Origin of the sequence: Aromatoleum aromaticum EbN1, from assembly GCF_000025965.1 — a bacterium.
In the GTDB taxonomy this organism is placed as follows: Bacteria; Pseudomonadota; Gammaproteobacteria; order Burkholderiales; family Rhodocyclaceae; genus Aromatoleum; species Aromatoleum aromaticum.
The window spans coordinates 627,841-653,185 of the sequence record NC_006513.1; the positions used below are offsets into that span (position 1 = coordinate 627,841).

Genomic DNA, 25,345 nt, shown 5'->3' on the forward strand with positions numbered 1-25,345 from the left:
CCACGAATGTCCGGGCGCAACTGACGAGCGCCCTCGACCAGAACACGAGTTGCCGCGCAGACGGTCGAGCGTGCAATGATAATCAGCAGTGTGGCGGCGCGCCGCCGCGGCAAGGGATGAGAGTCATGAAACAGAACTCCGGCGCGAAGCCCGCGCCCCGCTCCCCCCACCTGACCACCGCCGAAGCGCGGCGAACGATTCTGGAAAGCCTGGCGCCGATAAGCGGGTGGGAACGCGTGGCGGTCCGCAACGCGCTCGGGCGGATTTTGCTCGAGGACGTGATCGCGCCGTGCAACGTGCCGGCCCACGACAACTCCGCGATGGACGGCTATGCCGTGCGGTTTCGCGATCTCGAGGCCCGGCCCGAAACGGCGCTTGCGGTGGTGGGCACCGCGTTCGCCGGCAAACCGTTTTCGGGCATCGTCGGTGCGGGACAGGCAGTTCGGATCATGACTGGCGCACCGATTCCGCAAGGCGCCGACACCATCGTCGTGCAGGAAATGGCCCGCGCCGCCGACAGCCAGGTGTTCATCCCGCCGGGACAGCAGGCAGGGCAAAACCTGCGCCGTGCGGGCGAGGATCTCGCTCTCGGCAGCGTCGCACTGCCGGCTGGAAAGCGCTGCGGCCCGGCCGAACTCGGGTTGGTCGCTTCGCTCGGCATCGCCGAAGTCACCGTGCGCCGGCGCCTGCGTGTCGCGTTCTTCTCGACCGGCGACGAACTTGCGTCCATCGGCAAGCCGCTCGCACCGGGCGAAGTCTACGACAGCAATCGCTACACACTCTTCGGCGCGCTTTCCCGTCTGGGCTGCGACATGCTCGACATGGGCGTCGTGCCAGACAACCCGACGGCCCTCGAAGCAGCTTTTCGCGGTGCCTCGGCCGATGCGGACGTGATCCTGACCAGCGGCGGCGTGTCGGTCGGCGAGGCCGATTTCATCCGCGAGCTGGTGAATCGCCTCGGCGAGGTCGCGTTCTGGAAAATCGACATCAAGCCGGGCCGCCCGATGGCTTTCGGCCGTATCGGCGATACCTGGCTGTTCGGCCTGCCGGGCAATCCGGTCGCAGTGCTGGTGACTTTTTACCAGTTCGTGCAGGATGCCCTGCTCGTCCTCTCCGGCGTTTCGCCGCTGCCGGAACCCGCGCTGTTCGAAGTTTCGTGCGGAGAAGCGATCCGCAAGCAGGCCGGCCGCCGGGAGTTCCTGCGCGGCCAGCTGGGAACGGTCGACGGCCGGCAGACGGTGCGCCTCGCGGGAGCGCAGGGCTCGGGAGTGCTGCGGTCAATGTCCGAGGCGAACTGCTTCATCGTCCTGCCCGAAGAACGCGGCGACGTGGCAGCCGGAGAACCGGTTATGGTGCAGGTTTTCGACGGACTGATCTGAAGCGACGTTTCACCGGATGGACATTCAATGACCCAGGACGAACTCAAGAAGGCAGCCGCGATCGCGGCACTCGACTACGTCGAAAACGGAATGATCGTCGGCGTCGGCACCGGCTCGACCGTCAATCATTTCATCGACGGTCTGGCCGGCATCAAGGGCCGGATCGCGGGAGCGGTGTCCAGTTCGGAAGCCAGCGCACGCCGCCTGCAGGCCCACGGCATCCCGGTTCTGGATCTGAACGACATCACCGACCTGCCGGTGTACGTGGATGGAGCCGACGAGATCGATGGCGGGTTTTGCATGATCAAGGGCGGAGGCGGCGCGCTGACCCGCGAAAAGATCGTCGCGGCGGTTGCGCGCCGGTTCATCTGCATCTGCGACGCGAGCAAGAAGGTCGCCTGTCTCGGCCGCTTTCCGCTGCCGGTCGAGATCATTCCGATGGCCCGCGCCTACGTCGAACGCGAACTGGTCCGGATCGGCGGTCGGCCCGAACTGCGCGAGGGATTCGTCACCGACAACGGCAACCTGATCGTGGACGTGCACGGCTTGATGATTACCTCACCGCGCGCGCTCGAGACCGAGCTGAACCAGATTGTCGGGGTGGTCACCAATGGCCTGTTCGCGCGCCGCGGCGCGGACGTGCTGCTGCTGGCAACGCTCGCCGGGGTCGAGCGACAGGTTGCAAACTGAGAAGCGCGCGCTCCCGACGCTCACCTGAAACATTCCGGTCATTTTTTGCTGCTAGCCTCCTCGCACACAGGGGATTCCAACATGCCGAGCAAACACACTCTTACTCATTTCGACACCGAACTGGAGTCCATCCGCAAGCGTCTGCTGGAAATGGGCGGCCTCGTCGCACAGCAGCTGAGCCGCGCGATCGAGGCGCTGAGCAGCGGGGACATGGCAACGATCGAAGCGGTCATCGAAGACGACCGACGCGTCAATGAAGAGGAAGTCGCGCTCGACGACGCCTGCATCCTGCTCATTGCACGGCACGGGCCCACAGCGGGCGACCTGCGCATGGTCATGACGATGATCCAGATGATCACCGACCTCGAACGGGTCGGCGACGAAGCGAAGAAAATTGCGAAGGCGGGCAGGCAGATCATCGGCTCCGACGTGGTTTTCGTGCCGAAAGTCGAACTGCGGCACGTCGCGGCGATGGTGATCGACATGCTGCAGCGCGCGCTCGACGCCTTCGCCCGCATGGATCCCTCGTCGTCGGCCGACATCGCCCGCCAGGACAAGGAAGTCGACGCGATCTTCAAAGGCATCATGCGCCAGCTGATCACCTACATGATGGAAGATCCGCGGCTCATCACGCGCGCGCTCGATGTGCTGTTCATCGCCAAATCGATCGAGCGGATCGGGGACCACGCCAAGAACGTGTCGGAATACGTGGTGTATATGGTCAGGGGCCGCGACGTGCGCCACGAAGGGATCGAAGCGCTGGAGCGCGAGTCCAGGGTCCGCTGACGGGGCTGCTGCGGCCGGAAAAGCGAAGGGATGACCCGCAGGTCATCCCTTCGTCGTTCGCACCCGCGGCATGCGCCGGGATTTACTGTGCGGGAGGAACGTAGCCGCCGACCTGGTCCGCACCACCGCCGAAGAAATGCTTTTCCATCTGTTCGGCGAGGTACTTCCGTGCCCGCGCATCCATCAGGTTGAGGCGATTTTCATTGATCAGCATGGTCTGGTACTTCACCCACTGCTGCCAGGCTTCCTTGGACACATTCTCGAAAATGCGCTTGCCCAGCGCGCCCGGCACCGGCGGCAGGTCCAGCCCTTCCGCTTCGCGCCCAAGCTTGATGCAATTGACCATACGGGCCATCGTTCAATCCCCTCTGCAAATGGGTTCATCGGATTCTGAAGACGCCATTCTATCGGATTCGTGCGCTTCACTCCTGGCCAGCGTCCATCTGTTGCGGCCACGATTCTTCGAGCAGTACATCGCCTGATCGGCAATCGCGATGAGCTGTTCCGGGTTGTCCGCGTGCTGCGGGAACAGCGCGATCCCGAGGCTCGCGGTGAGGTTCATGGACCGTCCCTCGAATTCGAAGCGCTGCGTCTCGATGACTTCGAGGATGCGGCGGGCGAGCTCGCACAGATCGCGCTCTTCGGCATCGGGCACCAGCACGCCGAATTCGTCGCCGCCGAGGCGGAAGAACATCTCGTTGCGCCGGATCACGCCCGCGACGGCCCGGGAGAGACCGACGAGCACCGCATCGCCCGCCTGGTGACCGAACTCGTCGTTGATCGGCTTGAAACCGTCGAGGTCGATCGCGATCAGTCCGACACGGACCTGATGGCGGGTCGCTTCGGCCAGCAGGCGATTCAGCTCCTCGTGGAAACGCCGCCGGTTGAAAAGGTTCGTCAGCGGATCGCGCTCGGCCAGTTCCACCATCTTCCGGGCGATCTTTCGCTCTTCGGTGACATCCTCGTAGATCCACACCCGCCCGATCCAGCGCTGGCCCTCGGCCGACTCCACGACCGTGGACACGTCGGTGACGATGCGTCCGTCGCACAGGCCGATCTCGTGCGTTTCGCTGACACCATGCATCTGCAGCACGCCGGCGATGTGTTCGAAATACGCTTCGGGCTGCTCGATCAACGGAGCCACGCGACTTTGCAGCACCACGTCGCGCATCCCGATGAGGTTCTCGTCGGGCTCGAACCCCCAGATGTCGAGCATCGCACGGTTGTAGTAGAGGACCCGGTGGTCGCGGTCCATGAACAGAATGCCGAGGCGGATCACGTTGAGCAGTGCCGAAAGGCGCTGGCGCTCATCGTTGCTGCGGGCCAGATAGCGTTCACGAAGCGCCTGCGCGCGACGCAGCTCGGTCACGGTCTCGAGCAGTTTGTATTCAGTTTCCTTGCGCGCCTGGATGTCCTCCGCCGACATCCGCAAACCTGCCGGATGAGTGGAATCGTCGCCGAGCCGCCGCCAGTGGCATGCGACCCAACAGATGCGCCCGTCGGCACGCATCAGGCGCATCTCGAAATTCGCGGGTGGGCCGCCCTCGGCGACTTTCCGCGCCGTGCGCAAACAATAATTGCGGTCCGACTCATGCACGAGGAACGCGATCGCATCGGGCGCTGCGAGGCATTCGGCAGGCGTGCGGCCGGTGATGCGGTGGATCGACGGGCTGATCCAGACGAGGCGCCCGCCGACATCGAACAGCGCCTCCAGTCCATACACGCCTTCGGCAACCTCCCGCAGCCGCCGCACCTCGTCGGAGACGGCGTCGATACGTGCGAGGGCATCCTGCGGCTGAACCTCCCGTGAAAGCGCGAGCGGAATCGCTGCGTCGGCATCGAGCCGGTCGAGCCGCGCCGCGATCTCGATATTGCCCTGCTCCCTTTCGCGCCCCCGGCGCAGCCTGTCGCAGCGCACGGCTGCCCCAGCCAGCAGGCCGATTACGGCGATCGTGATCACCGCCGCAAGGCGCGCGCCCTCGGCCCCGACATACTTTCCGATTCCGACTGCGAACGCAGCAAGCATCGCGGCGACCATGCCGGCGAGCACCGGAACCAGCTTTGCGCTGCCCTCTTCGCCGCTCAATTCGTCGCCTCCTCGCATACTGCGAGAGACCTCTTTGCGGCAGGCAATACCTCGCGAATGCTCATAGCGGCTTCGTGAACACCTTGGAGCGGCGCTGGTAGTTGTACAGTTCACGCTTCTGCCGCGGCAGGGCGTCCGGCCCGATCTCGCTGAAGCCGCGCTCGCGGAACCAGTGCGCGGTGCGCGTGGTCAGCACGAACAGCCGCTCGAGGCGCTGCGCGCGCGCGCGCTGCTCGATCCTTCGCAGCAGCTGGTCGCCCAGCCCCGCCCGCCGGTACTCGGGAGTCACTGCAAGGCAGGCGAGTTCGGCGGCACGTTCGTCGCTGAACGGGTACAGCGCGGCGCACCCCACGAGCACTCCGTCGTGTTCGACGACAGTGAAGCGGTCGATTTCCTGTTCCAGCAGCTCGCGGCCCCGCCGCACCAGCGTGCCGTCCGTTTCCATCGGCGAGATCAGGGCGACCAGCGCGGCGACGTCCTCGACGGTGGCTTCGCGCAAGCGGAACAGCGGGTCGCGCGACACGATGGTGCCGACACCGGCGTGCGTGAAAAACTCCAGCAGCAGGCCGCCGTCCTTGTCATGGTCGATCAGATGGACGCGCGCGACGCCGCGGCGCACGGCGCGGATCGCACAGGGCAGGTAGAGATCGAGATCCTCGGTCAACCCTTCGCCGGCGTTGAACATGCGCTCGGCTTCGTCCGCGGTAACGGAATCGATCAGATGCTGGTCCGCATCCAGCAGTCCCGGCGCGTCGCACAGGTAGATGAGCTTTTCGGCGTGGACCGCTATCGCGACCGCTTCCGCAACTTCCTCCATCGCCAGATTGAAAATCTCTCCCGCCGGCGACACGCCCAGCGGAGTGATCAGCACGACGTTCTGCTGATCGAGGTCGGCGTTGATTTCCTCGGCGATGATCTTGCGCACCGCCCCCGTATACAGGTAATCAACGCCCTCGACGACGCCGACCGGACGCGCCGTGATGAAGTTGCCGCCAGTGATGCGCATGTAGCTGCCCGCCATCGGCGTGTTCGGCAGCCCTTGGGACAGCAGCGCTTCGACTTCGATACGGGTCACCGCCATCGCCGCCTTGACGCATTCAAGCGCGTCGGCGTCGGTCACCCGCAGACCGTTGTGGTAGCGCGGCTCGAGACCGCGGCGCGCCAGTTCGGCATCGATCTGGGGACGCGCGCCATGCACGAGGACGAGGCGAATCCCGAGCGCCGCCAGCAGGTTGCAGTCGTATGCAAGACTTTGCGCGCGGACGCCGGCCGCGACCTCGCCGCCGAAACCGATCACGAACGTCCGGCCGCGAAAGGCGTGGATGTAGGGGGCCGCCCCACGCACCCAGGCGACGAACTGGTCGGTGGTCGCAGGGACTTCGGTTGCGGCACGGGAAGGAGTGGGTTGCCCGTTCAAGCGATCACCGTCAGGAGTCTTTGAGCTGTACGCGCCGCCAAAACGAGGCACGGAGCCCGAAAACCTCACATTCTAACGAAACAGGGACGCTGCGCATGCGCTTACCATGTGCCGAAACGCAAAACGTCGTTTCCCAGCTCCATTTCAAGCCCTGCGCAGAAAGTTGGCAACACTTTGATACGGGCAAACTCCGCTCGAACAGCGGGCAACTGCGGCGCCACCACGTCGTACTCGGCGTTGTCGATCCTGTGGCCGAGCTCAGCCGAGTCGCACGCGCCCGTCCAGCTTCAGAAATCGCCCCACAGCGCCTGTAGCGCGGCGACCGCAGCGAGCCCGGCCGTCTCGGTGCGCAGCACCCGCGGCCCGAGTCCGACCGGAACACACCCCGCGGCCCGGCACATCGCGAGTTCCTCGTCCGACCAGCCGCCTTCGGGGCCGACGAGCAGGTGCAGCGCGGCATCGGGGCGGGCGAGCGACGCCAGGCGCCGGCCCTCGACCGGGGTCAACACGAGTCTCGACCCCACTGCGGCGCTGGCGAGATACTCGCGCAGCCCGGTGATCGGCTCGATCTCCGGCACGCGATTGCGCCCGCTCTGCTCGCACGCCGAGATCGCCACCTGGCGCCAGTGCGCGACACGCTTGTGCGCACGCTCGCCCGACAGCTTCAGCACGCAACGCTCGGCCTGCAGCGGGACGAGCGCCGAGGTGCCCAGCTCGACGGCCTTCTGCACGATCCAGTCCATCTTCTCGCCGCTCGCGAGCGCCTGCACCAGCACCAGCGACAGCGGCGACTCGCGTTCCAGCGCGTGGTATTCGTCGCGTACCGCGAGGGCGTCCCGGCCGCGCACTTGCAGCCGGGCGGCCAGCTCTCCACCGCGTCCGTCGAACAGCACCAGCGGGTCGCCGTCGCGCAGGCGCAGCACGCGCAAGGCGTGGTGCGCGAGCGCGTCCGGCAGTTCGATTTCGCCCGAATCGGGCAACGGGCAAGGAAAAAAGAAGCGAGAAATCATCATGCTATTATAAGGAAACCCTTGTCTTTCCGGAGCTTCTCGATGGTCGCAACGACAACTCCGCTGTGCAATTTCGGCTGGCCGGCGCCGGACTTCGACCTGCCCGGCGTCGACGGCAAGCGTCATACGCCTGCGTCGGCGCGCGGGCCCAACGGCCTGCTGGTGATGTTCATCTGCAATCACTGCCCGTACGTGAAAGCCGTCATCGACAAGATCATCCGCGACGCGCGCGAGCTGGCAGAGCACGGTATCGGCAGCATCGCGATCATGGCGAACGATCCGGCCGACTATCCGGAAGACTCGTGGGACAACATGGTGCGCATCGCCCGCGACCTCGACTTTCCGTTTCCGTACGTGCTCGACGCGACGCAGGCGGTCGCGAAAGCGTACGGCGCGGTGTGCACGCCGGATTTCTTCGGCTTCAACAGCCGGCTCGAGCTGCAGTACCGCGGCCGCCTCGACGCATCGGGCCGCGGCCCGACGCCTGCCGGGGCGCGCCGCGAGCTCTTCGACGCGATGCTGCAGGTCGCGCGCTCCGGCGAAGGGCCGCGCGAGCAGAGCCCGAGCATCGGCTGTTCGATCAAATGGCGGGAGGCGTGACATGTCGACTGTCGGGCAACGACTCGCCTGTGCCCGTGCGCTCGAATCGGTCGTGCGCGACATCGCCCGCGAAGTCATCCTGCCGCGCTATCTGAAGACCGCGCGCAATCGCAAGCCGGACGGGTCGCTGTTCACCGAAGCCGATCTCGAATCGCAGGACCGCTTCATCGAAGCGCTGCCCCGCCTGCTGCCCGGCCCCGTGCTCGGCGAGGAAATGAGCGGCGAAGAGCAGGCCCACCTGTGGAGCAGCGGGCGGGCCGGCATGTGGTGCATCGATCCGATCGACGGCACCACCAACTTCGCCAACGGCATTCCGTTCTTCGCGGTGTCGATCGCGTATCTCGTCGAACAGGAAACCCGCTTCGGCGTCGTCTATAACCCGGTCACCGACGAATCGTTCTACGCCGCGAAAGGCGCCGGTGCGTTCCTCAACGGCGTGGAACTCCCCCTCCGCCCTGCTGCGCCGCGCCTGCACGACGCGGTCGCCGGCATCGATTTCAAGCGCATCAGCCATCACCTCGGCGACGAACTCGCGGTGCGGCCGCCGTATTTCTCGCAGCGCAACTTCGGCTCGAGCGCGCTCGAATGGTGTTTCGTCGCCGCCGGTCGGCTCGACGTCTATCTGCACGGCGGGCAGATGCTGTGGGACTACGCGGCGGGCCGGCTGATCCTGGCCGAGGCCGGCGGGGAGGCGGCGGCGCTCGACGGCGGGTCGCTGATGGCGGGGCCGGCGATCAAGCGCGGCATCATCGCCGCGGCCAATCCGACGCTGTTTCTCGAGTGGCGCAACTGGGTGGCCGCGCACTCCTGACCTTCCCGACCGGGCTCGTCGGGCTTCCGGGCGGCAGCTTCGCCCCGCGCCGCAAACCTCACCGCTTTCACGATCACCGCTTTCAAGATCACATTTCCCACGAACCTGCCCGCGGAACTTCGCCATGTCCATGAAACATCCGATCATCGCCGTGACCGGCTCCTCCGGCGCCGGCACGACCACGGTGAAACATACGTTCGCCGCGATCTTCCACCGCGAGCGCGTCAACGCCGCGATCGTCGAAGGCGACAGTTTCCACCGCTACACGCGCAACGAGATGAACCGCCTGATCGAGGATGCGGAACGGATCGGGCAGCGCGGCATCAGCCATTTCGGGCCGGAAGCGAACCTCTTCGAAGAGCTCGAGAACCTGTTCCGCGCCTACGGCGAATCGGCGACCGGCCGCAACCGCTCGTACATCCACAACGAGGAGGAATCGGCGCGCCTCGGGCTGGCGATCGGCACTTTCACCGAATGGGAAGACCTTCCCGTCGGCACCGACTGCCTGTTCTACGAGGGGCTGCACGGCGGTGTCGTCGCCGACAAGGTGGATGTCGCGCGGCACGTCGATCTGCTGATCGGCGTCGCCCCGGCGATCAACCTCGAATGGATCCAGAAGCTGCACCGCGACACGAAGATTCGCGGCTACTCGATGGAAGCCGTGCAGGACACGATCCTGCGCCGCATGCACGACTACGTCCATTACATCGTGCCGCAGTTCTCGCTCACGCACATCAACTTCCAGCGCATCCCGATCGTCGACACGTCGAATCCGTTCATCGCGCGCGATGTGCCCACGCTCGACGAATCGATGGTCGTGATCCGCTTCAAGGACCCGCGCGGCGTCGATTTTCCCTATCTGCTGCGCATGATTCACGAGTCGCAGATGTCACGGGCGAACTCGATCGTGATCCCGGGCGGCAAGATGGACCTCGCGATGCAGCTGATCCTGACACCGCTGATCTGGAAGCTGATGGAACGCCGGCGGCAGTGGGTGTAGGCCCGCGCCGCCCCGTCAGGCGGCGGCAATAGCGTTGCCGCGCCAGACACTTATCCGTTTTGCAGCGCAGCAGGCCCTACCCCATTGCCGTCGTTTTCGGCGATAATTCCGCTTTTTCCAAGCCGTCACAGGCCAGAGAAAGCCATGCCGCCAGCCGCACACACGAATCCGCGCAACGTCACTCCCCCGGTCTTCAACCCGGTCACCGGCGCGATTCGCGCGCTCGCGATGGACGCCGTCCAGCAAGCCAACTCGGGCCACCCGGGCGCCCCGATGGGCATGGCCGAGATCGCCGAAGTCCTGTGGCGCCACCACCTGCGTCACAATCCGGCGAACCCGCAATGGGCCGACCGCGACCGCTTCGTGCTGTCGAACGGCCACGGCTCGATGCTGATCTACGCGCTGCTGCACCTGACCGGCTACGATCTGCCGATCGAAGAGCTCAAGCGCTTCCGCCAGTTGCACAGCAAGACTCCCGGCCACCCCGAGTACGGCTACACGCCGGGCGTCGAGACGACCACCGGGCCGCTCGGCCAGGGCCTCAGCAACGCCGTCGGCATGGCGATCGCCGAGAAGGTGCTCGCCGCCGAATTCAACCGGCCCGGCCACGCCATCGTCGATCACCACACCTACGTGTTCGTCGGCGATGGCTGCCTGATGGAAGGCATTTCGCACGAAGTCTGCTCGCTCGCCGGCACGCTCGGCCTCGGCAAGCTGATCGCCTTCTATGACGACAACAGCATTTCGATCGACGGCGACGTCGCGGGCTGGTTCACCGACGACACGCCGAAGCGCTTCGAAGCCTACGGCTGGCATGTCGTGCGCGACGTGCAGGGTCACATGTCGGCCGAAATCGACGATGCGATCCGCGCCGCGAAAGCCGAGACCAGGCGGCCGACGCTGATCTGCTGCAAGACGGTCATCGGCGCGGGCTCCCCGGCCAAGCAGGGCGGCCACGACTGCCACGGCGCGCCGCTCGGCGCCGCGGAGATCACGGCCGCGCGCGCCCATATCGGCTGGACCCACGCGCCGTTCGAGATCCCCGCCGATGTCTACGCCGAGTGGGACGCGCGCGAAGCCGGCAAGGCCCGCGAAGCCGACTGGAACGCAACGTTCGCCGCGTACGCCGAGTCCTTCCCCGAAGCCGCCGCCGAGTTCGAACGCCGCATGAAAGGCGAGCTGCCGGCGAGTTGGGCGCAGCATGTCGACAGCGTGCTCGCGAAGTTCGGCGAGAAGGCCGAGACGATCGCGACGCGCAAGGCGAGCCAGAACTCGATCGAGGCGTTCGCGCCTGCGCTGCCCGAGCTGATCGGCGGCTCGGCCGACCTCGCCAGTTCGAACCTGACGCTGTGGTCCGGCTCGAAGGGCGTGTCGAAGGATTCCGGCGGCAACTACATCTACTACGGCGTGCGCGAATTCGGCATGGCCGCGATCGCCAACGGCATCGGCCTGCACGGCGGGCTGATCCCCTACACCGCCACCTTCCTGATGTTCAGCGAATACGCGAGGAACGCGCTGCGGATGGCGGCGCTGATGAAGCTGCGCCAGGTGTTCGTGTTCACGCACGACTCGATCGGCCTCGGCGAGGACGGCCCGACGCACCAGCCGGTCGAGCAGACTGCGACGCTGCGCCTGATCCCCAACATGGACGTGTGGCGGCCGTGCGACACCGTCGAAACCGCGGTCGCCTGGGCGAACGCGATTGAACGCCGCGACGGCCCGTCGTCGCTGCTGTTCTCGCGCCAGAACCTGCCGTTCCAGGCGCGCAACCCGGAGCAGGTCGCGGCGATTCGCCGGGGCGCCTACGTGCTGTCGGAAGCGGCGAACGGCAAGCCACAGGCAGTCGTCATCGCCACCGGCTCGGAAGTCGGTCTGGCGATGGCAGCGCAGCAGGCGCTCGCCGGCGACGACATCCATGTGCGCGTCGTGTCGATGCCCTCGACCAACGTGTTCGACCGCCAGGAAGCCGCGTACAAGGCGTCCGTGCTGCCGCTCGGCGTCCCGCGCGTCGCGGTCGAAGCCGGCGTTACCGGCCTGTGGCACAAGTACGTCGGCCTCGAAGGCGCTGTCGTCGGCATCGACACCTTCGGCGAATCCGCTCCGGCGGGGGACCTGTTCAGACATTTCGACATCACCGCCGACGCGGTCGCGCGCGCCGTGCGCTCGGTCCTTCTTTAACTGCCCATTCCCCATTCCATATACCTGTATTCCTCGAGGGAGATTCTTCGATGACCATCAAAGTCGCCATCAACGGTTACGGCCGGATCGGCCGCTGCACGCTGCGTGCGCTGTACGAGTTGGGCCTGCGCGACCAGTTCGAGATCGTGGCGATCAACGCCTCCGGCGATCTCGCCACCAATGCGCACCTGACCCGCTACGACACCACGCACGGCCGTTTCGCGACCCCGGTCGCGACCGAAGGCGACAATCTCATGATCGTCGGTGACGACCGCATCCCGTTCTTCTCGACGAAGGACCCGCTGGCGGTGAACTGGGGCGAGTTCGGCGTCGACGTGCTGCTCGAATGCACCGGCGCCTACGCGTCGAAAGCGAAGGCCGAAGTGCTCCTGAAGCAGGGCGCGAAAAAGGTGCTGATCTCCGCTCCGGGCGGCGATGATGTCGATGCGACGATCGTCTACGGCGTGAACCACGACGTGCTGACCCGCGACATGACGGTCGTGTCGAACGCGTCGTGCACGACCAACTGCCTCGCTCCGGTGGCAAAAGTGCTGCAGGACAACATCGGCATCGAGCAGGGCCTGATGACCACCGTCCACGCCTACACCAACGACCAGGTGCTGGTCGACGTGCGCCACAAGGACCTGCGCCGCGCCCGCGCTGCCGCGCAGAACATCATCCCGACCAAGACCGGCGCGGCGAAGGCCGTCGGGCTGGTGCTGCCCGCGCTGAAGGGCAAGTTCGACGGCTTCGCGCTGCGCGTGCCGACCATGAACGTATCGCTCGTCGACCTCACCTTCACCGCCAGCCGTGCGACCTCGAAGGAAGAGATCACCGTGCTGATGAAGGAAGCCGCCAACGGACCGATGAAGGGCGTGCTGGCGGTCAATGAAGAACCGCTGGTGTCGATGGACTTCAACCACGATTCGCACTCATCGGTGTTCGACGCGACCCAGACGCGCGTCATGGACGGCACGCTCGTCAAGGTGCTGGCGTGGTACGACAACGAGTGGGGCTATTCCTGCCGCATGCTCGACGCCGCCCGCGTTTTTCACCAGGCCAAATAACAGTCCACCGACTCCCGACGCCCTGCTCTTCGCAGGGCGTTTTTCCATCCGGAAGAAATCCCCATGAACGTCAAGAAACTCGCCGACCTCGACGTCGCCGGCAAGCGCGTCTTCATCCGTGCCGACCTCAACGTGCCGCAGGACGAAGCGGGCAACATCGTCGAGGACACCCGCATCCGCGCGTCGCTGCCGTCGATCCGCTACTGCCTCGAACGGAGCGCCACCGTCATGGTCACCTCGCACCTCGGCCGACCGACCGAAGGCGAATGCCGCGCCGAAGACACGCTCGCGCCAATCGCCGTGCGCCTCGGCGAACTCCTCGGCAAGCCGGTGCGCCTGATCCGCGACTGGGTCGAAGGCGGCTTCGAAGTCCGGGCCGGTGAAGTCGTGCTGCTCGAGAACTGCCGCTGCAACAAGGGCGAGAAGAAGGACAACGAGGAACTCGCGAAGAAGATGGCCGCACTGTGCGACATCTACGTCAATGACGCGTTCGGCACCGCGCACCGCGCCGAGGCCACGACCCACGGCATCGCGCGCTTCGCGCCGGTCGCGTGCGCCGGCATGCTGATGGGTGCCGAGATCGACGCGCTGACGAAAGCGACCGAGAACCCGGCCCGTCCGCTCGTCGCGATCGTCGGCGGCGCGAAAGTGTCGACGAAGCTGACGATCCTCAAGACGCTCGCCGAGAAGGTCGACCAGCTGATCGTCGGCGGCGGCATCGCCAACACCTTCCTGCTCGCGTCGGGCAAGCGCATCGGCGAATCGCTCGCCGAACCGGAGCTCGTCAAGGAAGCGCAGGCGATCATGGACATGATGAAGGCGCGCGGCGCCGAAGTGCCGCTGCCGGTCGACGTCGTCGTCGCCGACGAAGTGTCGGCGCTCGCGCGGGCGAACCGCATTCCCGTCGACGAAGTCGGCCCGCACGACCGCATCCTCGACGTCGGCCCGAAGAGCTCGGCAAAGCTCGCCGAGATCATCGCGCACGCCGGCACGATCGTGTGGAACGGCCCCGTCGGCGTGTTCGAGCACAACCAGTTCGCGGGCGGCACGAAAATGATGGCCTCGGCGATTGCGCACTCCGAGGCGTTCTGCATCGCCGGCGGCGGCGACACGCTGGCCGCGATCGCCAAATTCCACATCGCGCAGGACATCGGCTACATTTCGACCGGCGGCGGCGCCTTCCTCGAGTTCCTCGAAGGCAAGAAGCTGCCCGCGATCGCTGCGCTCGAAGCGCGCTTTGCCGACTGATCCCCCTTCCTCCGACCGACCTGCAGCGGACAATCCATGCCACGCCACACCAAGATCGTCGCCACTCTCGGCCCCGCCTCGTCCGACCCGCAGGTGCTTGAACGCATGGTTCACGCCGGCGTCGACGTGGTGCGGATGAATTTCTCGCACGGCAAGGCGGAGGATCACGTCGCGCGGGCCGAGGCGATCCGCGAAGCGGCATCGCTGGCGGGCCGGCCGGTCGGCATTCTCGCCGACCTGCAGGGACCCAAGATCCGTGTCGGCAAGTTCGCCGAAGGGCAGGTCGAACTGCAGCGCGATGCCGGATTCATCCTCGATGCGCGCTGCGAGCTGGGCAACGCCGAGCGGGTCGGGCTCGACTACAAGGACCTGCCGAAGGACGTCAAGGCCGGCGACGTGCTGCTGCTCGACGACGGACGGCTGAAGCTGACGGTCACGCGCGTCATCGGCCACGAGATCCACACCGTCGTCAAGGTCGGCGGCACGCTGTCGAACAACAAGGGCATCAACCGCCAGGGCGGCGGCCTGACTGCGCCCGCACTGACCGCGAAGGACATGGACGACATCAAGACGGCGGCGAAGATCGGCGTCGATTTCGTCGCGGTGTCGTTCCCGAAAAGCGCAGCCGACATGTACATGGCGCGCCAGCTGATGCGCGCGTCGGGAGTCGATGCGCTGCTGATCGCGAAGATCGAGCGCACCGAAGCGGTCGCGAACCTCGACGAGATCCTCGATGCATCCGACGGCATCATGGTCGCGCGCGGCGATCTCGCGGTCGAAGTGGGGGACGCCGCAGTGCCGGCGCTGCAGAAGAAGATGATCCGTGCGGCACGGGACCGCAACAAGCTGACGATCACCGCGACGCAGATGATGGAGTCGATGATCACGAGTCCGGTGCCGACGCGCGCCGAAGTCTCCGACGTCGCCAACGCGGTGCTCGACGGCACCGACGCGGTGATGCTGTCGGCCGAAACCGCGTCCGGCAGGTTCCCCGTCGAAGTCGTCGAAGCGATGAGCCGCGTGTGCCTCGAAGCCGAGAAGTCGTCCGACGTGGCGCTCGACCGCGACGTGCTGAACCGCGTCTTCACGCGCATCGACCAGTCGATCGCGATGGCGGCGATCTGGACGGCGTGGCATCTCAAGGTCAAGGCGATCGCGTCGCTGACGCAGACCGGCTCGACCGCACTATGGATGAGCCGCCTCAACAGCGGAGTGCCGATCTACGCGCTCACTCCCGAAGCGAGCGCGCGCAACCAGATGACGCTGTATCGCGAAGTGTTCCCGCTGCTGATGTCGCAGACGCATCAGGATCGCGACGTGCTGCTGTGGGAGGCCGAGCAGATCCTGATCGACCAGGGCGTCGCCGAGCGCGGCGACCTGATCGTGCTGACGATCGGCGAGCCGATCGGCGCATCCGGCGGCACCAACACGCTGAAGATCGTCCGCGTCGGCGAACATCCGCCGCCGCACGTCACCGACCAGTAAAATCCGGCCCACCCGGCCGGCGGTGCGTCGCGCGAACGCGAGCGACGGCGACGCAGGCACGCGAGGCGGGCAAGCTCCAGGTGCTTTTCCGGCCCGGCCTGCGCGGTCCGTTTCACCTCGAAACCCCGTTTGCCGACGCGCGGGCCCACGATGCACGAACAGCGCTAGAATGCGGTCCAAATTTCAACGTCGCGCACCCGCCGTGCCGGCGACCCAACTCCGGAGAAGTACCATGCCCCTCGTTTCGATGCGCCAGCTGCTCGATCACGCCGCCGAGAACGGCTACGGCCTGCCGGCGTTCAACGTCAATAACCTGGAACAGGTCCAGGCGATCATGGAAGCGGCCGCCGAGGCCGACAGCCCGGTCATCATGCAGGCTTCGGCCGGCGCGCGGAAATACGCCGGCGAACCGTTCCTGCGCCACCTCATCGACGCGGCGATCGAAGCCTACCCGCAGATCCCGGTCGTCATGCACCAGGACCACGGCCAGTCGCCGGCGATCTGCATGGCCGCGATCCGCTCGGGCTTCTCGAGCGTGATGATGGACGGGTCGCTGCTCGAAGACGGCAAGACGCCGTCGTCGTACGACTACAACGTCGCGGTGAGTCGCGAGGTGGTCAAGTTCTCCCATGCGATCGGCATCACCGTCGAAGCCGAGCTCGGCTGCCTCGGTTCGCTCGAGACCGGCCAGGCCGGCGAGGAAGACGGCCTCGGCGCCGAAGGCACGCTCGACCACTCGATGCTGCTGACCGACCCCGACCAGGCGGCCGACTTCGTCAGGCAGACCGACTGCGACGCCCTCGCGATCGCGATCGGCACGAGCCACGGCGCGTACAAGTTCAGCCGCAAGCCGACCGGCGACATCCTCGCGATCGACCGCGTCAAGGCGATCCATGCGCGCATCCCCAACACCCACCTGGTCATGCACGGCTCGTCGAGCGTGCCGCAGGAACTCCTCGAGATCATCAGGCAGCACGGCGGCGACATGAAGGAGACGTACGGCGTGCCGGTCGAGGAGATCCAGACTGCGATCGGGTTCGGCGTGCGCAAGATCAACATCGACACCGACATCCGCCTCGCGATGACCGGCGCGGTGCGCAAGTTCATGGCGGAGAATCCGTCGAAGTTCGACCCGCGCGAATTCCTCAAGCCGGCGCGCGAAGCAGCCAAGCTGGTCTGCAAGGCGCGCTTCGAAGCGTTCGGCTGCGCCGGCCAGGCGAGCCGCATCAAGCCGATGCCGCTGGAAAAAATCGCTGCCCGTTACAAGAGCGGTGAATTGAGCCAGGTCGTGCGCTGAGCGCGCATCGCGTCACCGGTCGGCGGCGAAGCGCAGGTCGCCGAACAGCGTCGTCACCTGCTCGTCGGTGTTGTCGGTATCGGCGCTGACAGCGACGCCGACGATGCGCGGCGCCGCTTCGCCGAAGGCCACGCGGAAATCGGCAGCGACATTGCGGCGCACGCTTATCCACTGCCCCGCATGCGCCGCGCCGCTGTCGACGACGACCATCCTGACGCGGTCGGTATAAGGGTTCGGGCCGATCGCGCCCGGCGGCTGCGCTGTACCCCATACATACGCGATCGCGGCCGCGGGCAGGTCGGCTCCATACAAGGCGCGCCCGAGCGTGATCCGGGCCCGGTCGGCGAGCGACAGCCGTTCGACCGGATAGTCGAACAGCACATACACTCTGGCGGCGTAGTCATCGCCACTCTTGTGGCTGAAGTCCGAGCCGGCCACGGGGCGGGAAACTTTCCAGCGCCATTCGAGCACCGGCGTTTCCGCCGGGTCGACGTCGAGCGGCTGGGCGAGCGTCGATGCGGCGGCGTCCGAGCGGACCCGCAGGACGGTCCGGCCGTCGTCCTCGACGAGGTCGAAGCGGTTCTGCCGTTCGACTCGCGGCAGCGGCTGGTGTCGCCACGGAGCGGGCGGCGCCGTGCCGTGTTCGGCCGCCGAGAACGGCGCCGGCGTCTGCGGCAACACCGGCGACGGGAAGATTTCCGCGGCAAATGCCAGCAAACCCGCTGCGACGATCATCCCCCTGCGGTGCGCAAGGCGGCGGCGAAGCCGTAGCACTCTTTTCATGCGCGTCTCCCGCAGGATAAGGTTGCCGATGCCGCCTCGCCAGGGGAGCTTTCCGTTCCGACGGGCGACAACGACGTGACTTGCCACGAGTGTAGACTGCAGGCCGCTGCTGCGGGCACGTTCCAAGCACAGAGAGGTGCCTCGCGCACGCACCACGCCCATGGAGAAACCCGTGCCTCCCTCGCTGTCCCGGCTGCATCGGACGATGAAGCTGTCGATCGTCATCCCGGTCCTGAACGAAGCCGGCAACCTGCCCGGGCTGCTCGCGCAGCTCGCCCCGCTGCGTACGCGCGGTACCGAGATCATCGTCGCCGACGGCGGCAGCAGCGATGGTTCGGCTGAAATTGCCGAACGCGCCGACATCATTACCGTCCGCAGTCCCCTCGGCCGGGCGCTCCAGATGAACGCCGGCGCCGACCGCGCGACGGGCAACGCGCTGCTGTTCCTCCATGCGGACACGACGCTGCCGCCGTCCGCCGATCGCATCGTCGCCGCGGCGCTGCAGCGCGGTCGCGCCTGGGGCCGTTTCGACGTTCATATCGACGGCCGCAGCCCGATGCTGCGCGTCGTCGCGGCGATGATGAACCTGCGTTCGCGGCTCACCGGCATCGCCACCGGCGACCAGGTGATCTTCGTCACGCGCGAGGCTTTCGAAACCGTCGGCCGCTTTGCGCCGTTGCCGTTGATGGAAGACGTCGAACTCTCCCGGCGCCTGAAAGCGATTTCTCCACCGGCGTGCGTGCGCCAGCGCGTGCACACCTCCGGACGACGCTGGGAGACGCGCGGCGTGTGGCGGACGATCCTGCTGATGTGGCGGCTGCGCTGGGCGTGGTGGCGCGGAGTGCCGGCCGAGCAGCTCGCCGAGCGGTATCGCTAGGATGACTGTCAACGTCGCGGCGAAGCCCGTCCGCATCCTCGTCTTCGCCAAGGCGCCCCGGCCTGGCTTCGCCAAGACGCGGCTGATCCCCGCGCTCGGGACCGTCGGTGCCGCGGCGCTTGCACGGCGCATGCTTGACGATACGGTCGCCGACGCCCTCGCCGCCGCAGTCGGGCCGGTCGAACTCGTTGCGACCCCGCATGTCGGCACGCTCGCTTGGCGCGATATCGCGTTGCCCACCGGAATCGCCGTTACCGACCAGGGCGAGGGAGACCTCGGCCAACGTATGGCGCGCGCGGTGCGGCGTACGGCCGAACGAGGTGAAGCAGCGTTGCTGATCGGCACCGATTGCGTCGAGCTCGGCCCCGCGGTGCTGCGTGCGGCGGCAGCCACCCTGTGCACGCACGACGCGGTGATCCACCCGAGCACCGACGGCGGCTACGTGCTGCTCGGCCTGTCGCGGTTCCACCCGCGGCTCTTCAGCGGCATCGCCTGGAGCACCGAAACGGTCGCCGCGGTGACGGTCGCCCGCCTCCGCGAGATCGGCTGGTCACTGCACGTCGGAAATGCAATGCATGACATCGACGTGCCCGGAGACCTGCGGCATCTGCCCGTGCGCCTCCCGGAACGAGACGGGCCGCCACGGCAGTAACACGTTTTACTTTTATCAGTGGTCAGGGGCCCCGTGCGCTATCGATCGACATGACGATGTATCCGGAGCACGCAGTCGAAACGAAAGCTCTGTTCCTTTTCGCCGACCCGGGACAGCGATTGCCCAAGCACTCGACGTTCGACCGCATTGACATACTTTTCGATACTCCTTTGTCCTCGCGAACACCGGCGGCCGCACCTAGAATGAAACGGTTCGGACCGTTCCTGCGTACGAACGGTGACGACGCGGCGATTCCCGGTCGAACAAGAAGAGGAGACGAATCATGAAACAGCTACAACGACTGTTCGCAATGCTGCTGGTCATCTGCTTTTCCAATGCGACGATGATCCAGGCCGCGCAGGCGGCACTCGTCACGACTGAACAGGTCGCCGGCATGGCCGCAGCTTCTCCGGAGGATTCGCCGCACGCGCGTCTCGGGGCGCTGATGGCCCGCGCCGACGTGCAGGCCCAGCTCGAGCGCTTCGGCCTGACTCCCGACGTCGCCAAGGAGCGCATCGCGGCCCTTACCGACGACGAAGCGACGCTGCTTGCACAGCAGATCGAAAACGCCCCGGCCGGAGCCTCCGACGTGCTCGGCGTGCTGCTGTTCGTGTTCATCGTGCTGCTCGTCACCGATATCCTCGGTTTCACGAAGATCTTCCCGTTCACCCGCTCGATCCGCTAGCACACCAAACGACGCCGTGCGGCCTGGGCCTCGTCGACATCCTGTGCTCCCTTTCGCCGCGCTGTGCGCGGCGATGCTGCTGATGCTCGCGCTGACAGGCTGCGCGGTCCAGGCGCCGCGGCTGCTCGGCCACCCGCCGCCCGACCTGCCACGGCAGGTCGAGCTGGTGAAGACGCCGTTCTTCCCGCAGCTGGAACTCCAGTGCGGACCGGCTGCGCTGGCGACGGCGCTATCGGCGAACGGTCCCATGATCCGGCCGCAAGCGCTCGTCGACGAGGTGTTCCTGCCCGGTCGCGAAGGGTCGCTGCAGCTCGAGATGCTCGCCGGGGCGCGACGCCACGGCATGGTCGCGACGCTGCTGCCGGGTTCGCTCGAAGCGGTGATGCGCGAGACCGCAGCGGGCCATCCGGTGGTCGTGCTGCAGAACCTCGGCCTGTCATGGGCGCCGACCTGGCACTACGCGGTCGTGATCGGCTATGACCTCGACGCGGCGATCTTCGTACTGCGCTCCGGCACGAGCGAGCGCCTCGAACTCGCGTTCCGCACTTTCGAACACACTTGGGACCGGTCACAACGCTGGGCCTTCGTCGCGCTGCCTCCCGGCAGGCTACCGGCCACGGCGACCGAGGACGAAGCGACGCGCGCGCTCGTCGCATTCGAACGCAATGCTCCGCCCGATGCCGCCGCGCGAGCCTACGCCGCCGCTCTCGCGCGCTGGCCCGACAGCCTGGTGCTGGCGATGGGTCTCGGCAACGCGCGCCATGCAGCCGGCGACAAGGCCGGCGCCGAACAGGCGTTCCGCGACGCCGCTGCCCGCCACGATTCGGCCGCGGCATGGAACAACCACGCTTCAGTGCTGCTTGAACTCGGACGACGGGATGAAGCGAGACGCGCCGCGCAGCGCGCAGTCGAGCTTGGCGGCCCGCTGCGCGAAGCCGCGCTCACGACGCTGCGTGCAATCGATCGACAGGAGCGATAGCATGGGTCCGAATCAGTACGCAAAACACAACAACACGTAGAGGTCATGAATGATGAAAACAGCCCTTCTTGCCACCGTCACGACGCTGCTGATCGCCGGTTGCGCCCAGAACCCCTACTATGGCGACACCGCGAAAACCGCCCGCGGAGCGACGATCGGTGCCGGTGCCGGCGCGGTGCTGGGCAGCGTCGTCTCGGGATCGGGTGATCGCACCAAAGGCGGCCTGATCGGCGCGGCCGTCGGCGCGACGGTCGGCGGCCTGATCGGCCGCCAGATGGACAAGCAGGAAGCGGAACTGCGCGAGCAGATGGCGGGCACCGGCGTCGAGGTCCAGCGCCAAGGCGACACGATCCGTCTGCAGGCCCCGGAGAACATCACGTTCGACACGAACCGCGCGGACATCAAGCCGCAGTTCCAGCCGGTGCTGGGCCAGCTCGCGCAGAGCATCCAGCAGTATCCGGACACCGTCATCCAGGTCGAAGGACACACCGACTCCGTCGGCTCCGCGAGCTACAACCAGACGTTGTCCGAGAACCGTGCCGGCGCGGTGCGCAGCTACCTGATCCAGCGCGGCGTTGACGCGAACCGGCTGGCGGCAGTGGGCTATGGCCTGACGCGGCCCGTTGCCGACAACAGCACCGCAGCCGGGCGCGCGCAGAACCGGCGCGTCGAAATGCTGATCGTCCCGGCGCAGCAGTCGACCCAGCAACAACCGGCCCAGCAACCGCAGCAAACCCCGCGTTACTGATACTGAATCCGCGTAGCCTTGTCGCCGGGCGTCGTCGGACGTCCGGCACCGCGGAGCTTCCGCGATGCCTGCAGGATGGGTACTCTTGCACAATCCTGCGGCTCATCCCCTCATCATGCCCCTGTTCGAAGAACACCCCCAGCGCCGCGCGCTGAACGACGAAGTTCACTCGCGCCCGCCGGTGCCGCTCAATACGCCGGAGCTCGTCAGCTACCTCGCCTTCCTCCACGTCGACGGCAGCGCCGATCTCGAGCCCGCGCACCTTCACCAGCTCGCCGCGCAACTCGGCCTGCCGGAGCCGGGCACCGACACCGGCCACGTATCGCTGGAGCTTGGCGAATTTCGCCTCAGCTGGGAACGGCACAGCGAATTCTCGAGCTATACGTTTTTCCGCCACGTCCCCGGCACCGGCGATGGCGATGGCGCCGATCCTGCGCTGCTGACGGTTCCCGCCGGGTGGCGCAAGGGCATCCCGGGTCAGCTGATCGTCGCCACTCAGGTCGAAGTGCGCGATGCGGACGAGGTTCCGCCGGAAACGATCATTGCCCAGGAGGGCCATGACTTCACCCCGACCGTCGCGTCGCAGATCGCCGGCGGCGCGGGATGGGTGCTGACCGACTTCCGCATCGTCGATGGTTTTTCGCGCTTCGTCGTCTTCAACCGCTCGCTGACGCCGCGGCAGGCCGGCCGCAGCGTCCAGCGGCTCGTCGAGATCGAAACCTATCGCGTCATGGCGCTGCTCGCGTTCCCCGTCGCGAAAGACGTCGGTCGGCTGCTCGCGCGCGCCGAGGGGGAACTCGCCGACCTGATGGACAATATGGGCAATTCGACCTCGACCGACGACGAACGCCACGTCCTGAACCGGCTGACCCGCCTCGCCGCCGAAGTCGAGCGCTCCGTCGCGCGCACGACGTTTCGCTTCGGTGCCGCCGCCGCGTATTACCAGCTGGTACGCCAGCGCATCGAGGACCTGCGCGAAGTCCGTCTCGACGGCTACCCGCCGATCCGCGAGTTCATGGACCGCCGGCTCGCTCCGGCAATCGCGACCTGCGCGACCATGGCTCGCCGGCAGGAAGACCTGTCGGGCCGCATCGCGCGCAATTCGCAGCTGCTGCGCACGCGTGTCGACATCGAGATCGAGCGGCAGAACCAGGAACTTCTCGCGCAGATGAACCGGCGCGCGAAGCTGCAGCTGCGGCTGCAGGAGACGGTCGAAGGCCTGTCGGTCGTCGCGATCACGTATTACGCGTCGCAGCTCGTGCAATACCTCGCGAAAGGTGGCAAGGACTACCTCGCCCCGGCGACCCCGGAAGTCATCACCGCAGTGTCGATCCCGATCATCGCCGGCCTGGTCGCGCTCGGCCTGCGCCGCATGCGCCGCCAGCTTGCCGCCGAAGAGGCAGTGCCGGGCCACTGAGCGGGCGCGGCGCGGTGAGCGGCGGCCGGACAAGCTGGCCTATAATCGCGTTTTGCCTGAATGAGTCCGATCGTGGCCCAACCCCTGTTCGAATCCACCATCAAGAGCCTGCCGTTGCTCGGTCGCGGCAAGGTCCGCGACATCTACGCCGTCGATGCCGACAAGCTGCTGATCGTCACCAGCGACCGGCTGTCCGCATTCGACGTGATCCTGCCGGACCCGATTCCCGACAAGGGGCGCGTGCTGACCGCGATGGCCGCGTTCTGGTTCGCACGCCTCGGCCACATCGTGCCGAACCAGCTCACCGGCATCGACCCCGAATCGGTCGTCGCCAGCGACGAGCGCGACCAGGTGCGCGGCCGCTCGCTCGTCGTCAAGCGACTCAAGCCGCTGCCGATCGAGGCCGTCGTGCGCGGCTACGTGATCGGCTCGGGCTGGAAGGACTACCAGGACACCGGCGCGATCTGCGGCATCAGGCTGCCCGCAGGGCTCGCGCAGGCGGCGAAGCTGCCGTCGCCGATCTTCACCCCGGCGTCGAAAGCCGACGTCGGCGACCATGACGAAAACATCTCGTTCGCCGCAGCCCAGACGCGCTGCGCCGCCGAGCTGACCGGTCTCCTGGCCGGCAGCGGCACGAACGGCGCCCGTCTCGCCACCGAGGCGCGGGATGCGGCAATCACGCTGTACGTCGAAGCGGCAAACTATGCCGCCGGGCGCGGCATCATCATCGCAGACACGAAGTTCGAGTTCGGCATCGATTCCGCAGGCACGCTGCATCTCATCGACGAGGCGTTGACGCCGGACTCGTCGCGTTTCTGGCCGGCCGACAGCTACCGCGAAGGCATCAGCCCACCGAGCTACGACAAGCAGTACGTGCGCGATTACCTCGAGACGCTGACGTGGGGCAAGAAAGCGCCCGGCCCGCACCTGCCGGCCGACGTCATCGCAAAGACCGCGGCGAAGTACCGCGAAGCGTTCGAGCGCCTCACCGGACAGTCGCTGGCCTGAACGACACGACTCCCGACGACAGGCCGGACCGGTAGCCCCCGCATCGCGGACAGAAAAGCACCGCACTTTCCGTCGTATTTTCTGCCGGCCGGGCGACGCTCCTCTCCCTCGCCGGCAACACACGCAGGAACACCGGCGGCATCGGGGCCAGGATCGCACAGCAACCAGCCGGTGAACCGGTCGCGGCAGCTGCCGGTCGCGAACTTGCCGCCGTCGCCTCTCTCTAATTTGCGTCGCGGGGCCCGCACCGCCGGCAAAAGGAGCGGGCATGAACTCCGCACGTCCTGTTCCGGAGGAGGCCGTCATGGACAAGCCGCATGGTGTGCTGGATCGACATTTCCAGCGAGCTCAGGTGCGCCGGGTCGACAGCGCACGGCCTTTCGTGTGGCTGCGCAGGGGCTGGGCCGACATGCGCGACAACCTGGCGGCAAGCCTGAGCTACGGCCTGCTGTTCGCCGCCGCCGGTTCATTCATCCTCGGTTATGCGACCGGCCTGCCGCATCTGTTCACGGCAGCGATTTCCGGTTTCTTTCTCGTCGGCCCGGTCGCCGCAGCCGGCTTGTACGAGATTTCGCGGCGCCACGACAACGGTGAACCGGCCAGCTTCATCGATTCGCTGCGCGGGTTGAGCACACATGCCGATCACCTGCTGTATTTCGGCGCCTTCCTCGCTTTCGTGCTGCTCGGCTGGGAACGCCTGTCGGCGATCCTGTTCGCGTCGTTCTACCCCGAGGACGCGAGCGGTCTGGGCAGCTTTTTCCTGGACGTGTTCCTGACGGGCGCTTCCGCCTCGTTCGTCGTGTGGTATCTGGTCATCGGCGGCGCGATCGCGGCCCTGGTCTTCGCGCTGTCGGCGGTGTCGGTGCCGATGCTGATGGACCGCGACACCGATGTCGTCACGGCGATGGTCGCGAGCGCCCGCGCAGTGGGCATAAACTTCGGTCCGATGGCACTGTGGGCGCTGATCATCGTCGTGTTGATCACCATCGGTTTCGCGACGATGGCCGGCATGATCCTGCTGCTGCCGCTGCTCGGCCATGCCAGCTGGCATGCCTACAAGGATCTCGTCGAGTAATGCCCGTGCTGCCCCGGCCGCAAGGGCCTGCGGTCGGAAAACCGCGCAGCGGCAATGCGGTTAGAAT

General features: G+C 66.6%; 24 protein-coding genes. 19 read left to right on the forward strand and 5 right to left on the reverse strand.

Going from position 1 to position 25,345, the window contains the following annotated elements:
• Positions 1 to 125 precede the first annotated feature (125 nt).
• The 3 genes from moeA to phoU all read left to right on the forward strand — a co-directional run bounded on the left by moeA (position 126) and on the right by phoU (position 2,855).
• Positions 126 to 1,379 carry a molybdopterin molybdotransferase MoeA gene (gene moeA / locus EBN1_RS02950; RefSeq protein ID WP_011236421.1) on the forward strand — a complete coding sequence of 418 codons (1,254 nt, stop codon included), beginning with the start codon at positions 126 to 128 and terminating at the stop codon, positions 1,377 to 1,379.
• A 27-nt stretch (positions 1,380 to 1,406) separates the two neighbouring features.
• Positions 1,407 to 2,069 (forward strand): ribose-5-phosphate isomerase RpiA, encoded by a 663-nt coding sequence (gene rpiA, locus EBN1_RS02955; RefSeq protein WP_011236422.1) that lies wholly within the window; start codon positions 1,407 to 1,409, stop codon positions 2,067 to 2,069.
• Between the two features lie 81 nt (positions 2,070 to 2,150).
• Positions 2,151 to 2,855 carry a phosphate signaling complex protein PhoU gene (phoU, locus tag EBN1_RS02960; protein WP_011236423.1) on the forward strand — a complete coding sequence of 235 codons (705 nt, stop codon included), beginning with the start codon at positions 2,151 to 2,153 and terminating at the stop codon, positions 2,853 to 2,855.
• 82 nt (positions 2,856 to 2,937) lie between these two features.
• Here the strand turns inward: phoU and EBN1_RS02965 are convergent, their stop codons facing one another.
• The 4 genes from EBN1_RS02965 to EBN1_RS02980 all read right to left on the reverse strand — a co-directional run bounded on the left by EBN1_RS02965 (position 2,938) and on the right by EBN1_RS02980 (position 7,368).
• Positions 2,938 to 3,210, reverse strand: a complete 273-nt coding sequence (locus EBN1_RS02965; protein ID WP_041645623.1) for an oxidative damage protection protein — start codon at positions 3,208 to 3,210, stop codon at positions 2,938 to 2,940.
• A gap of 3 nt (positions 3,211 to 3,213) precedes the next feature.
• Entirely contained in the window at positions 3,214 to 4,959 is a 1,746-nt protein-coding gene (locus EBN1_RS02970; RefSeq protein WP_011236425.1) for a sensor domain-containing diguanylate cyclase, read from the reverse strand.
• 43 nt (positions 4,960 to 5,002) lie between these two features.
• Positions 5,003 to 6,358, reverse strand: a complete 1,356-nt coding sequence (gene argA / locus EBN1_RS02975; RefSeq protein WP_049780158.1) for an amino-acid N-acetyltransferase — start codon at positions 6,356 to 6,358, stop codon at positions 5,003 to 5,005.
• Positions 6,359 to 6,645: 287 nt separating this feature from the next.
• Positions 6,646 to 7,368, reverse strand: a complete 723-nt coding sequence (locus EBN1_RS02980; RefSeq protein ID WP_041646862.1) for a 16S rRNA (uracil(1498)-N(3))-methyltransferase — start codon at positions 7,366 to 7,368, stop codon at positions 6,646 to 6,648.
• 42 nt (positions 7,369 to 7,410) lie between these two features.
• Between EBN1_RS02980 and EBN1_RS02985 the strand changes: the two genes are divergently transcribed.
• The 8 genes from EBN1_RS02985 (at position 7,411) to fba (ending at position 17,054) form a co-directional block, all read left to right on the forward strand.
• On the forward strand, positions 7,411 to 7,968 hold the full coding sequence (locus EBN1_RS02985; protein ID WP_011236428.1) for a thioredoxin family protein: 558 nt from the start codon (positions 7,411 to 7,413) through the stop codon (positions 7,966 to 7,968).
• 1 nt (position 7,969) lies between these two features.
• Positions 7,970 to 8,779, forward strand: a complete 810-nt coding sequence (locus EBN1_RS02990) for an inositol monophosphatase family protein (protein WP_011236429.1) — start codon at positions 7,970 to 7,972, stop codon at positions 8,777 to 8,779.
• Positions 8,780 to 8,903: 124 nt separating this feature from the next.
• The gene (locus EBN1_RS02995) at positions 8,904 to 9,779 is read left to right on the forward strand and encodes a phosphoribulokinase (RefSeq protein WP_011236430.1); all 876 of its coding nucleotides are present in this window, start codon (positions 8,904 to 8,906) and stop codon (positions 9,777 to 9,779) included.
• A gap of 144 nt (positions 9,780 to 9,923) precedes the next feature.
• Positions 9,924 to 11,957 carry a transketolase gene (tkt, locus tag EBN1_RS03000; protein ID WP_011236431.1) on the forward strand — a complete coding sequence of 678 codons (2,034 nt, stop codon included), beginning with the start codon at positions 9,924 to 9,926 and terminating at the stop codon, positions 11,955 to 11,957.
• A gap of 50 nt (positions 11,958 to 12,007) precedes the next feature.
• Positions 12,008 to 13,024 (forward strand): type I glyceraldehyde-3-phosphate dehydrogenase, encoded by a 1,017-nt coding sequence (gene gap, locus EBN1_RS03005; RefSeq protein WP_011236432.1) that lies wholly within the window; start codon positions 12,008 to 12,010, stop codon positions 13,022 to 13,024.
• Between the two features lie 63 nt (positions 13,025 to 13,087).
• Positions 13,088 to 14,272 (forward strand): phosphoglycerate kinase, encoded by a 1,185-nt coding sequence (locus EBN1_RS03010; RefSeq protein ID WP_011236433.1) that lies wholly within the window; start codon positions 13,088 to 13,090, stop codon positions 14,270 to 14,272.
• Positions 14,273 to 14,308: 36 nt separating this feature from the next.
• On the forward strand, positions 14,309 to 15,757 hold the full coding sequence (gene pyk, locus EBN1_RS03015) for a pyruvate kinase (RefSeq protein ID WP_011236434.1): 1,449 nt from the start codon (positions 14,309 to 14,311) through the stop codon (positions 15,755 to 15,757).
• A 232-nt stretch (positions 15,758 to 15,989) separates the two neighbouring features.
• Complete coding sequence (gene fba, locus EBN1_RS03020; protein WP_011236435.1) at positions 15,990 to 17,054, forward strand: class II fructose-bisphosphate aldolase; 1,065 nt, start codon at positions 15,990 to 15,992, stop codon at positions 17,052 to 17,054.
• A 12-nt stretch (positions 17,055 to 17,066) separates the two neighbouring features.
• Here fba and EBN1_RS03025 read toward each other — a convergent pair whose 3' ends face one another.
• The gene (locus tag EBN1_RS03025; protein WP_041645627.1) at positions 17,067 to 17,837 is read right to left on the reverse strand and encodes a DUF3047 domain-containing protein; all 771 of its coding nucleotides are present in this window, start codon (positions 17,835 to 17,837) and stop codon (positions 17,067 to 17,069) included.
• Positions 17,838 to 18,009: 172 nt separating this feature from the next.
• On the opposite strand from EBN1_RS03025, the gene EBN1_RS03030 reads away from it, so the two are divergent.
• From EBN1_RS03030 to EBN1_RS03065, 8 genes are all read left to right on the forward strand, one after another.
• Complete coding sequence (locus EBN1_RS03030; protein ID WP_011236437.1) at positions 18,010 to 18,714, forward strand: TIGR04283 family arsenosugar biosynthesis glycosyltransferase; 705 nt, start codon at positions 18,010 to 18,012, stop codon at positions 18,712 to 18,714.
• A gap of 1 nt (position 18,715) precedes the next feature.
• Entirely contained in the window at positions 18,716 to 19,366 is a 651-nt protein-coding gene (locus EBN1_RS03035; RefSeq protein WP_011236438.1) for a TIGR04282 family arsenosugar biosynthesis glycosyltransferase, read from the forward strand.
• Between the two features lie 283 nt (positions 19,367 to 19,649).
• Complete coding sequence (locus EBN1_RS03040) at positions 19,650 to 20,051, forward strand: PA2779 family protein (protein ID WP_011236440.1); 402 nt, start codon at positions 19,650 to 19,652, stop codon at positions 20,049 to 20,051.
• Positions 20,052 to 20,094: 43 nt separating this feature from the next.
• Positions 20,095 to 21,030, forward strand: a complete 936-nt coding sequence (locus tag EBN1_RS03045) for a PA2778 family cysteine peptidase (RefSeq protein WP_041645629.1) — start codon at positions 20,095 to 20,097, stop codon at positions 21,028 to 21,030.
• Positions 21,031 to 21,079: 49 nt separating this feature from the next.
• Positions 21,080 to 21,778 (forward strand): YiaD family glycine zipper/OmpA-like lipoprotein, encoded by a 699-nt coding sequence (locus EBN1_RS03050; protein WP_011236442.1) that lies wholly within the window; start codon positions 21,080 to 21,082, stop codon positions 21,776 to 21,778.
• 115 nt (positions 21,779 to 21,893) lie between these two features.
• Positions 21,894 to 23,195 (forward strand): DUF3422 family protein, encoded by a 1,302-nt coding sequence (locus EBN1_RS03055; protein ID WP_041646869.1) that lies wholly within the window; start codon positions 21,894 to 21,896, stop codon positions 23,193 to 23,195.
• Between the two features lie 72 nt (positions 23,196 to 23,267).
• Positions 23,268 to 24,203 (forward strand): phosphoribosylaminoimidazolesuccinocarboxamide synthase, encoded by a 936-nt coding sequence (locus EBN1_RS03060; RefSeq protein ID WP_011236444.1) that lies wholly within the window; start codon positions 23,268 to 23,270, stop codon positions 24,201 to 24,203.
• 304 nt (positions 24,204 to 24,507) lie between these two features.
• Positions 24,508 to 25,278: a DUF2189 domain-containing protein gene (locus tag EBN1_RS03065; RefSeq protein ID WP_041645632.1), complete on the forward strand. Its 771-nt coding sequence runs from the start codon at positions 24,508 to 24,510 to the stop codon at positions 25,276 to 25,278.
• Positions 25,279 to 25,345 lie beyond the last annotated feature (67 nt).

What these genes read in the sequence shown, in the direction of transcription:
- moeA (WP_011236421.1), top strand. Translation starts at nt 126, where the DNA reads ATGAAACAGAACTCCGGCGCGAAGCCCGCGCCCCGCTCCCCCCACCTG.
- rpiA (WP_011236422.1), top strand. Translation starts at nt 1,407, where the DNA reads ATGACCCAGGACGAACTCAAGAAGGCAGCCGCGATCGCGGCACTCGAC.
- phoU (WP_011236423.1), top strand. Translation starts at nt 2,151, where the DNA reads ATGCCGAGCAAACACACTCTTACTCATTTCGACACCGAACTGGAGTCC.
- EBN1_RS02965 (WP_041645623.1), bottom strand. Translation starts at nt 3,210, where the DNA reads ATGGCCCGTATGGTCAATTGCATCAAGCTTGGGCGCGAAGCGGAAGGG.
- EBN1_RS02970 (WP_011236425.1), bottom strand. Translation starts at nt 4,959, where the DNA reads ATGCGAGGAGGCGACGAATTGAGCGGCGAAGAGGGCAGCGCAAAGCTG.
- EBN1_RS02980 (WP_041646862.1), bottom strand. Translation starts at nt 7,368, where the DNA reads ATGATTTCTCGCTTCTTTTTTCCTTGCCCGTTGCCCGATTCGGGCGAA.
- EBN1_RS02985 (WP_011236428.1), top strand. Translation starts at nt 7,411, where the DNA reads ATGGTCGCAACGACAACTCCGCTGTGCAATTTCGGCTGGCCGGCGCCG.
- EBN1_RS02990 (WP_011236429.1), top strand. Translation starts at nt 7,970, where the DNA reads ATGTCGACTGTCGGGCAACGACTCGCCTGTGCCCGTGCGCTCGAATCG.
- EBN1_RS02995 (WP_011236430.1), top strand. Translation starts at nt 8,904, where the DNA reads ATGTCCATGAAACATCCGATCATCGCCGTGACCGGCTCCTCCGGCGCC.
- tkt (WP_011236431.1), top strand. Translation starts at nt 9,924, where the DNA reads ATGCCGCCAGCCGCACACACGAATCCGCGCAACGTCACTCCCCCGGTC.
- gap (WP_011236432.1), top strand. Translation starts at nt 12,008, where the DNA reads ATGACCATCAAAGTCGCCATCAACGGTTACGGCCGGATCGGCCGCTGC.
- EBN1_RS03010 (WP_011236433.1), top strand. Translation starts at nt 13,088, where the DNA reads ATGAACGTCAAGAAACTCGCCGACCTCGACGTCGCCGGCAAGCGCGTC.
- pyk (WP_011236434.1), top strand. Translation starts at nt 14,309, where the DNA reads ATGCCACGCCACACCAAGATCGTCGCCACTCTCGGCCCCGCCTCGTCC.
- fba (WP_011236435.1), top strand. Translation starts at nt 15,990, where the DNA reads ATGCCCCTCGTTTCGATGCGCCAGCTGCTCGATCACGCCGCCGAGAAC.
- EBN1_RS03025 (WP_041645627.1), bottom strand. Translation starts at nt 17,837, where the DNA reads ATGAAAAGAGTGCTACGGCTTCGCCGCCGCCTTGCGCACCGCAGGGGG.
- EBN1_RS03035 (WP_011236438.1), top strand. Translation starts at nt 18,716, where the DNA reads ATGACTGTCAACGTCGCGGCGAAGCCCGTCCGCATCCTCGTCTTCGCC.
- EBN1_RS03040 (WP_011236440.1), top strand. Translation starts at nt 19,650, where the DNA reads ATGAAACAGCTACAACGACTGTTCGCAATGCTGCTGGTCATCTGCTTT.
- EBN1_RS03050 (WP_011236442.1), top strand. Translation starts at nt 21,080, where the DNA reads ATGATGAAAACAGCCCTTCTTGCCACCGTCACGACGCTGCTGATCGCC.
- EBN1_RS03055 (WP_041646869.1), top strand. Translation starts at nt 21,894, where the DNA reads ATGCCCCTGTTCGAAGAACACCCCCAGCGCCGCGCGCTGAACGACGAA.
- EBN1_RS03065 (WP_041645632.1), top strand. Translation starts at nt 24,508, where the DNA reads ATGGACAAGCCGCATGGTGTGCTGGATCGACATTTCCAGCGAGCTCAG.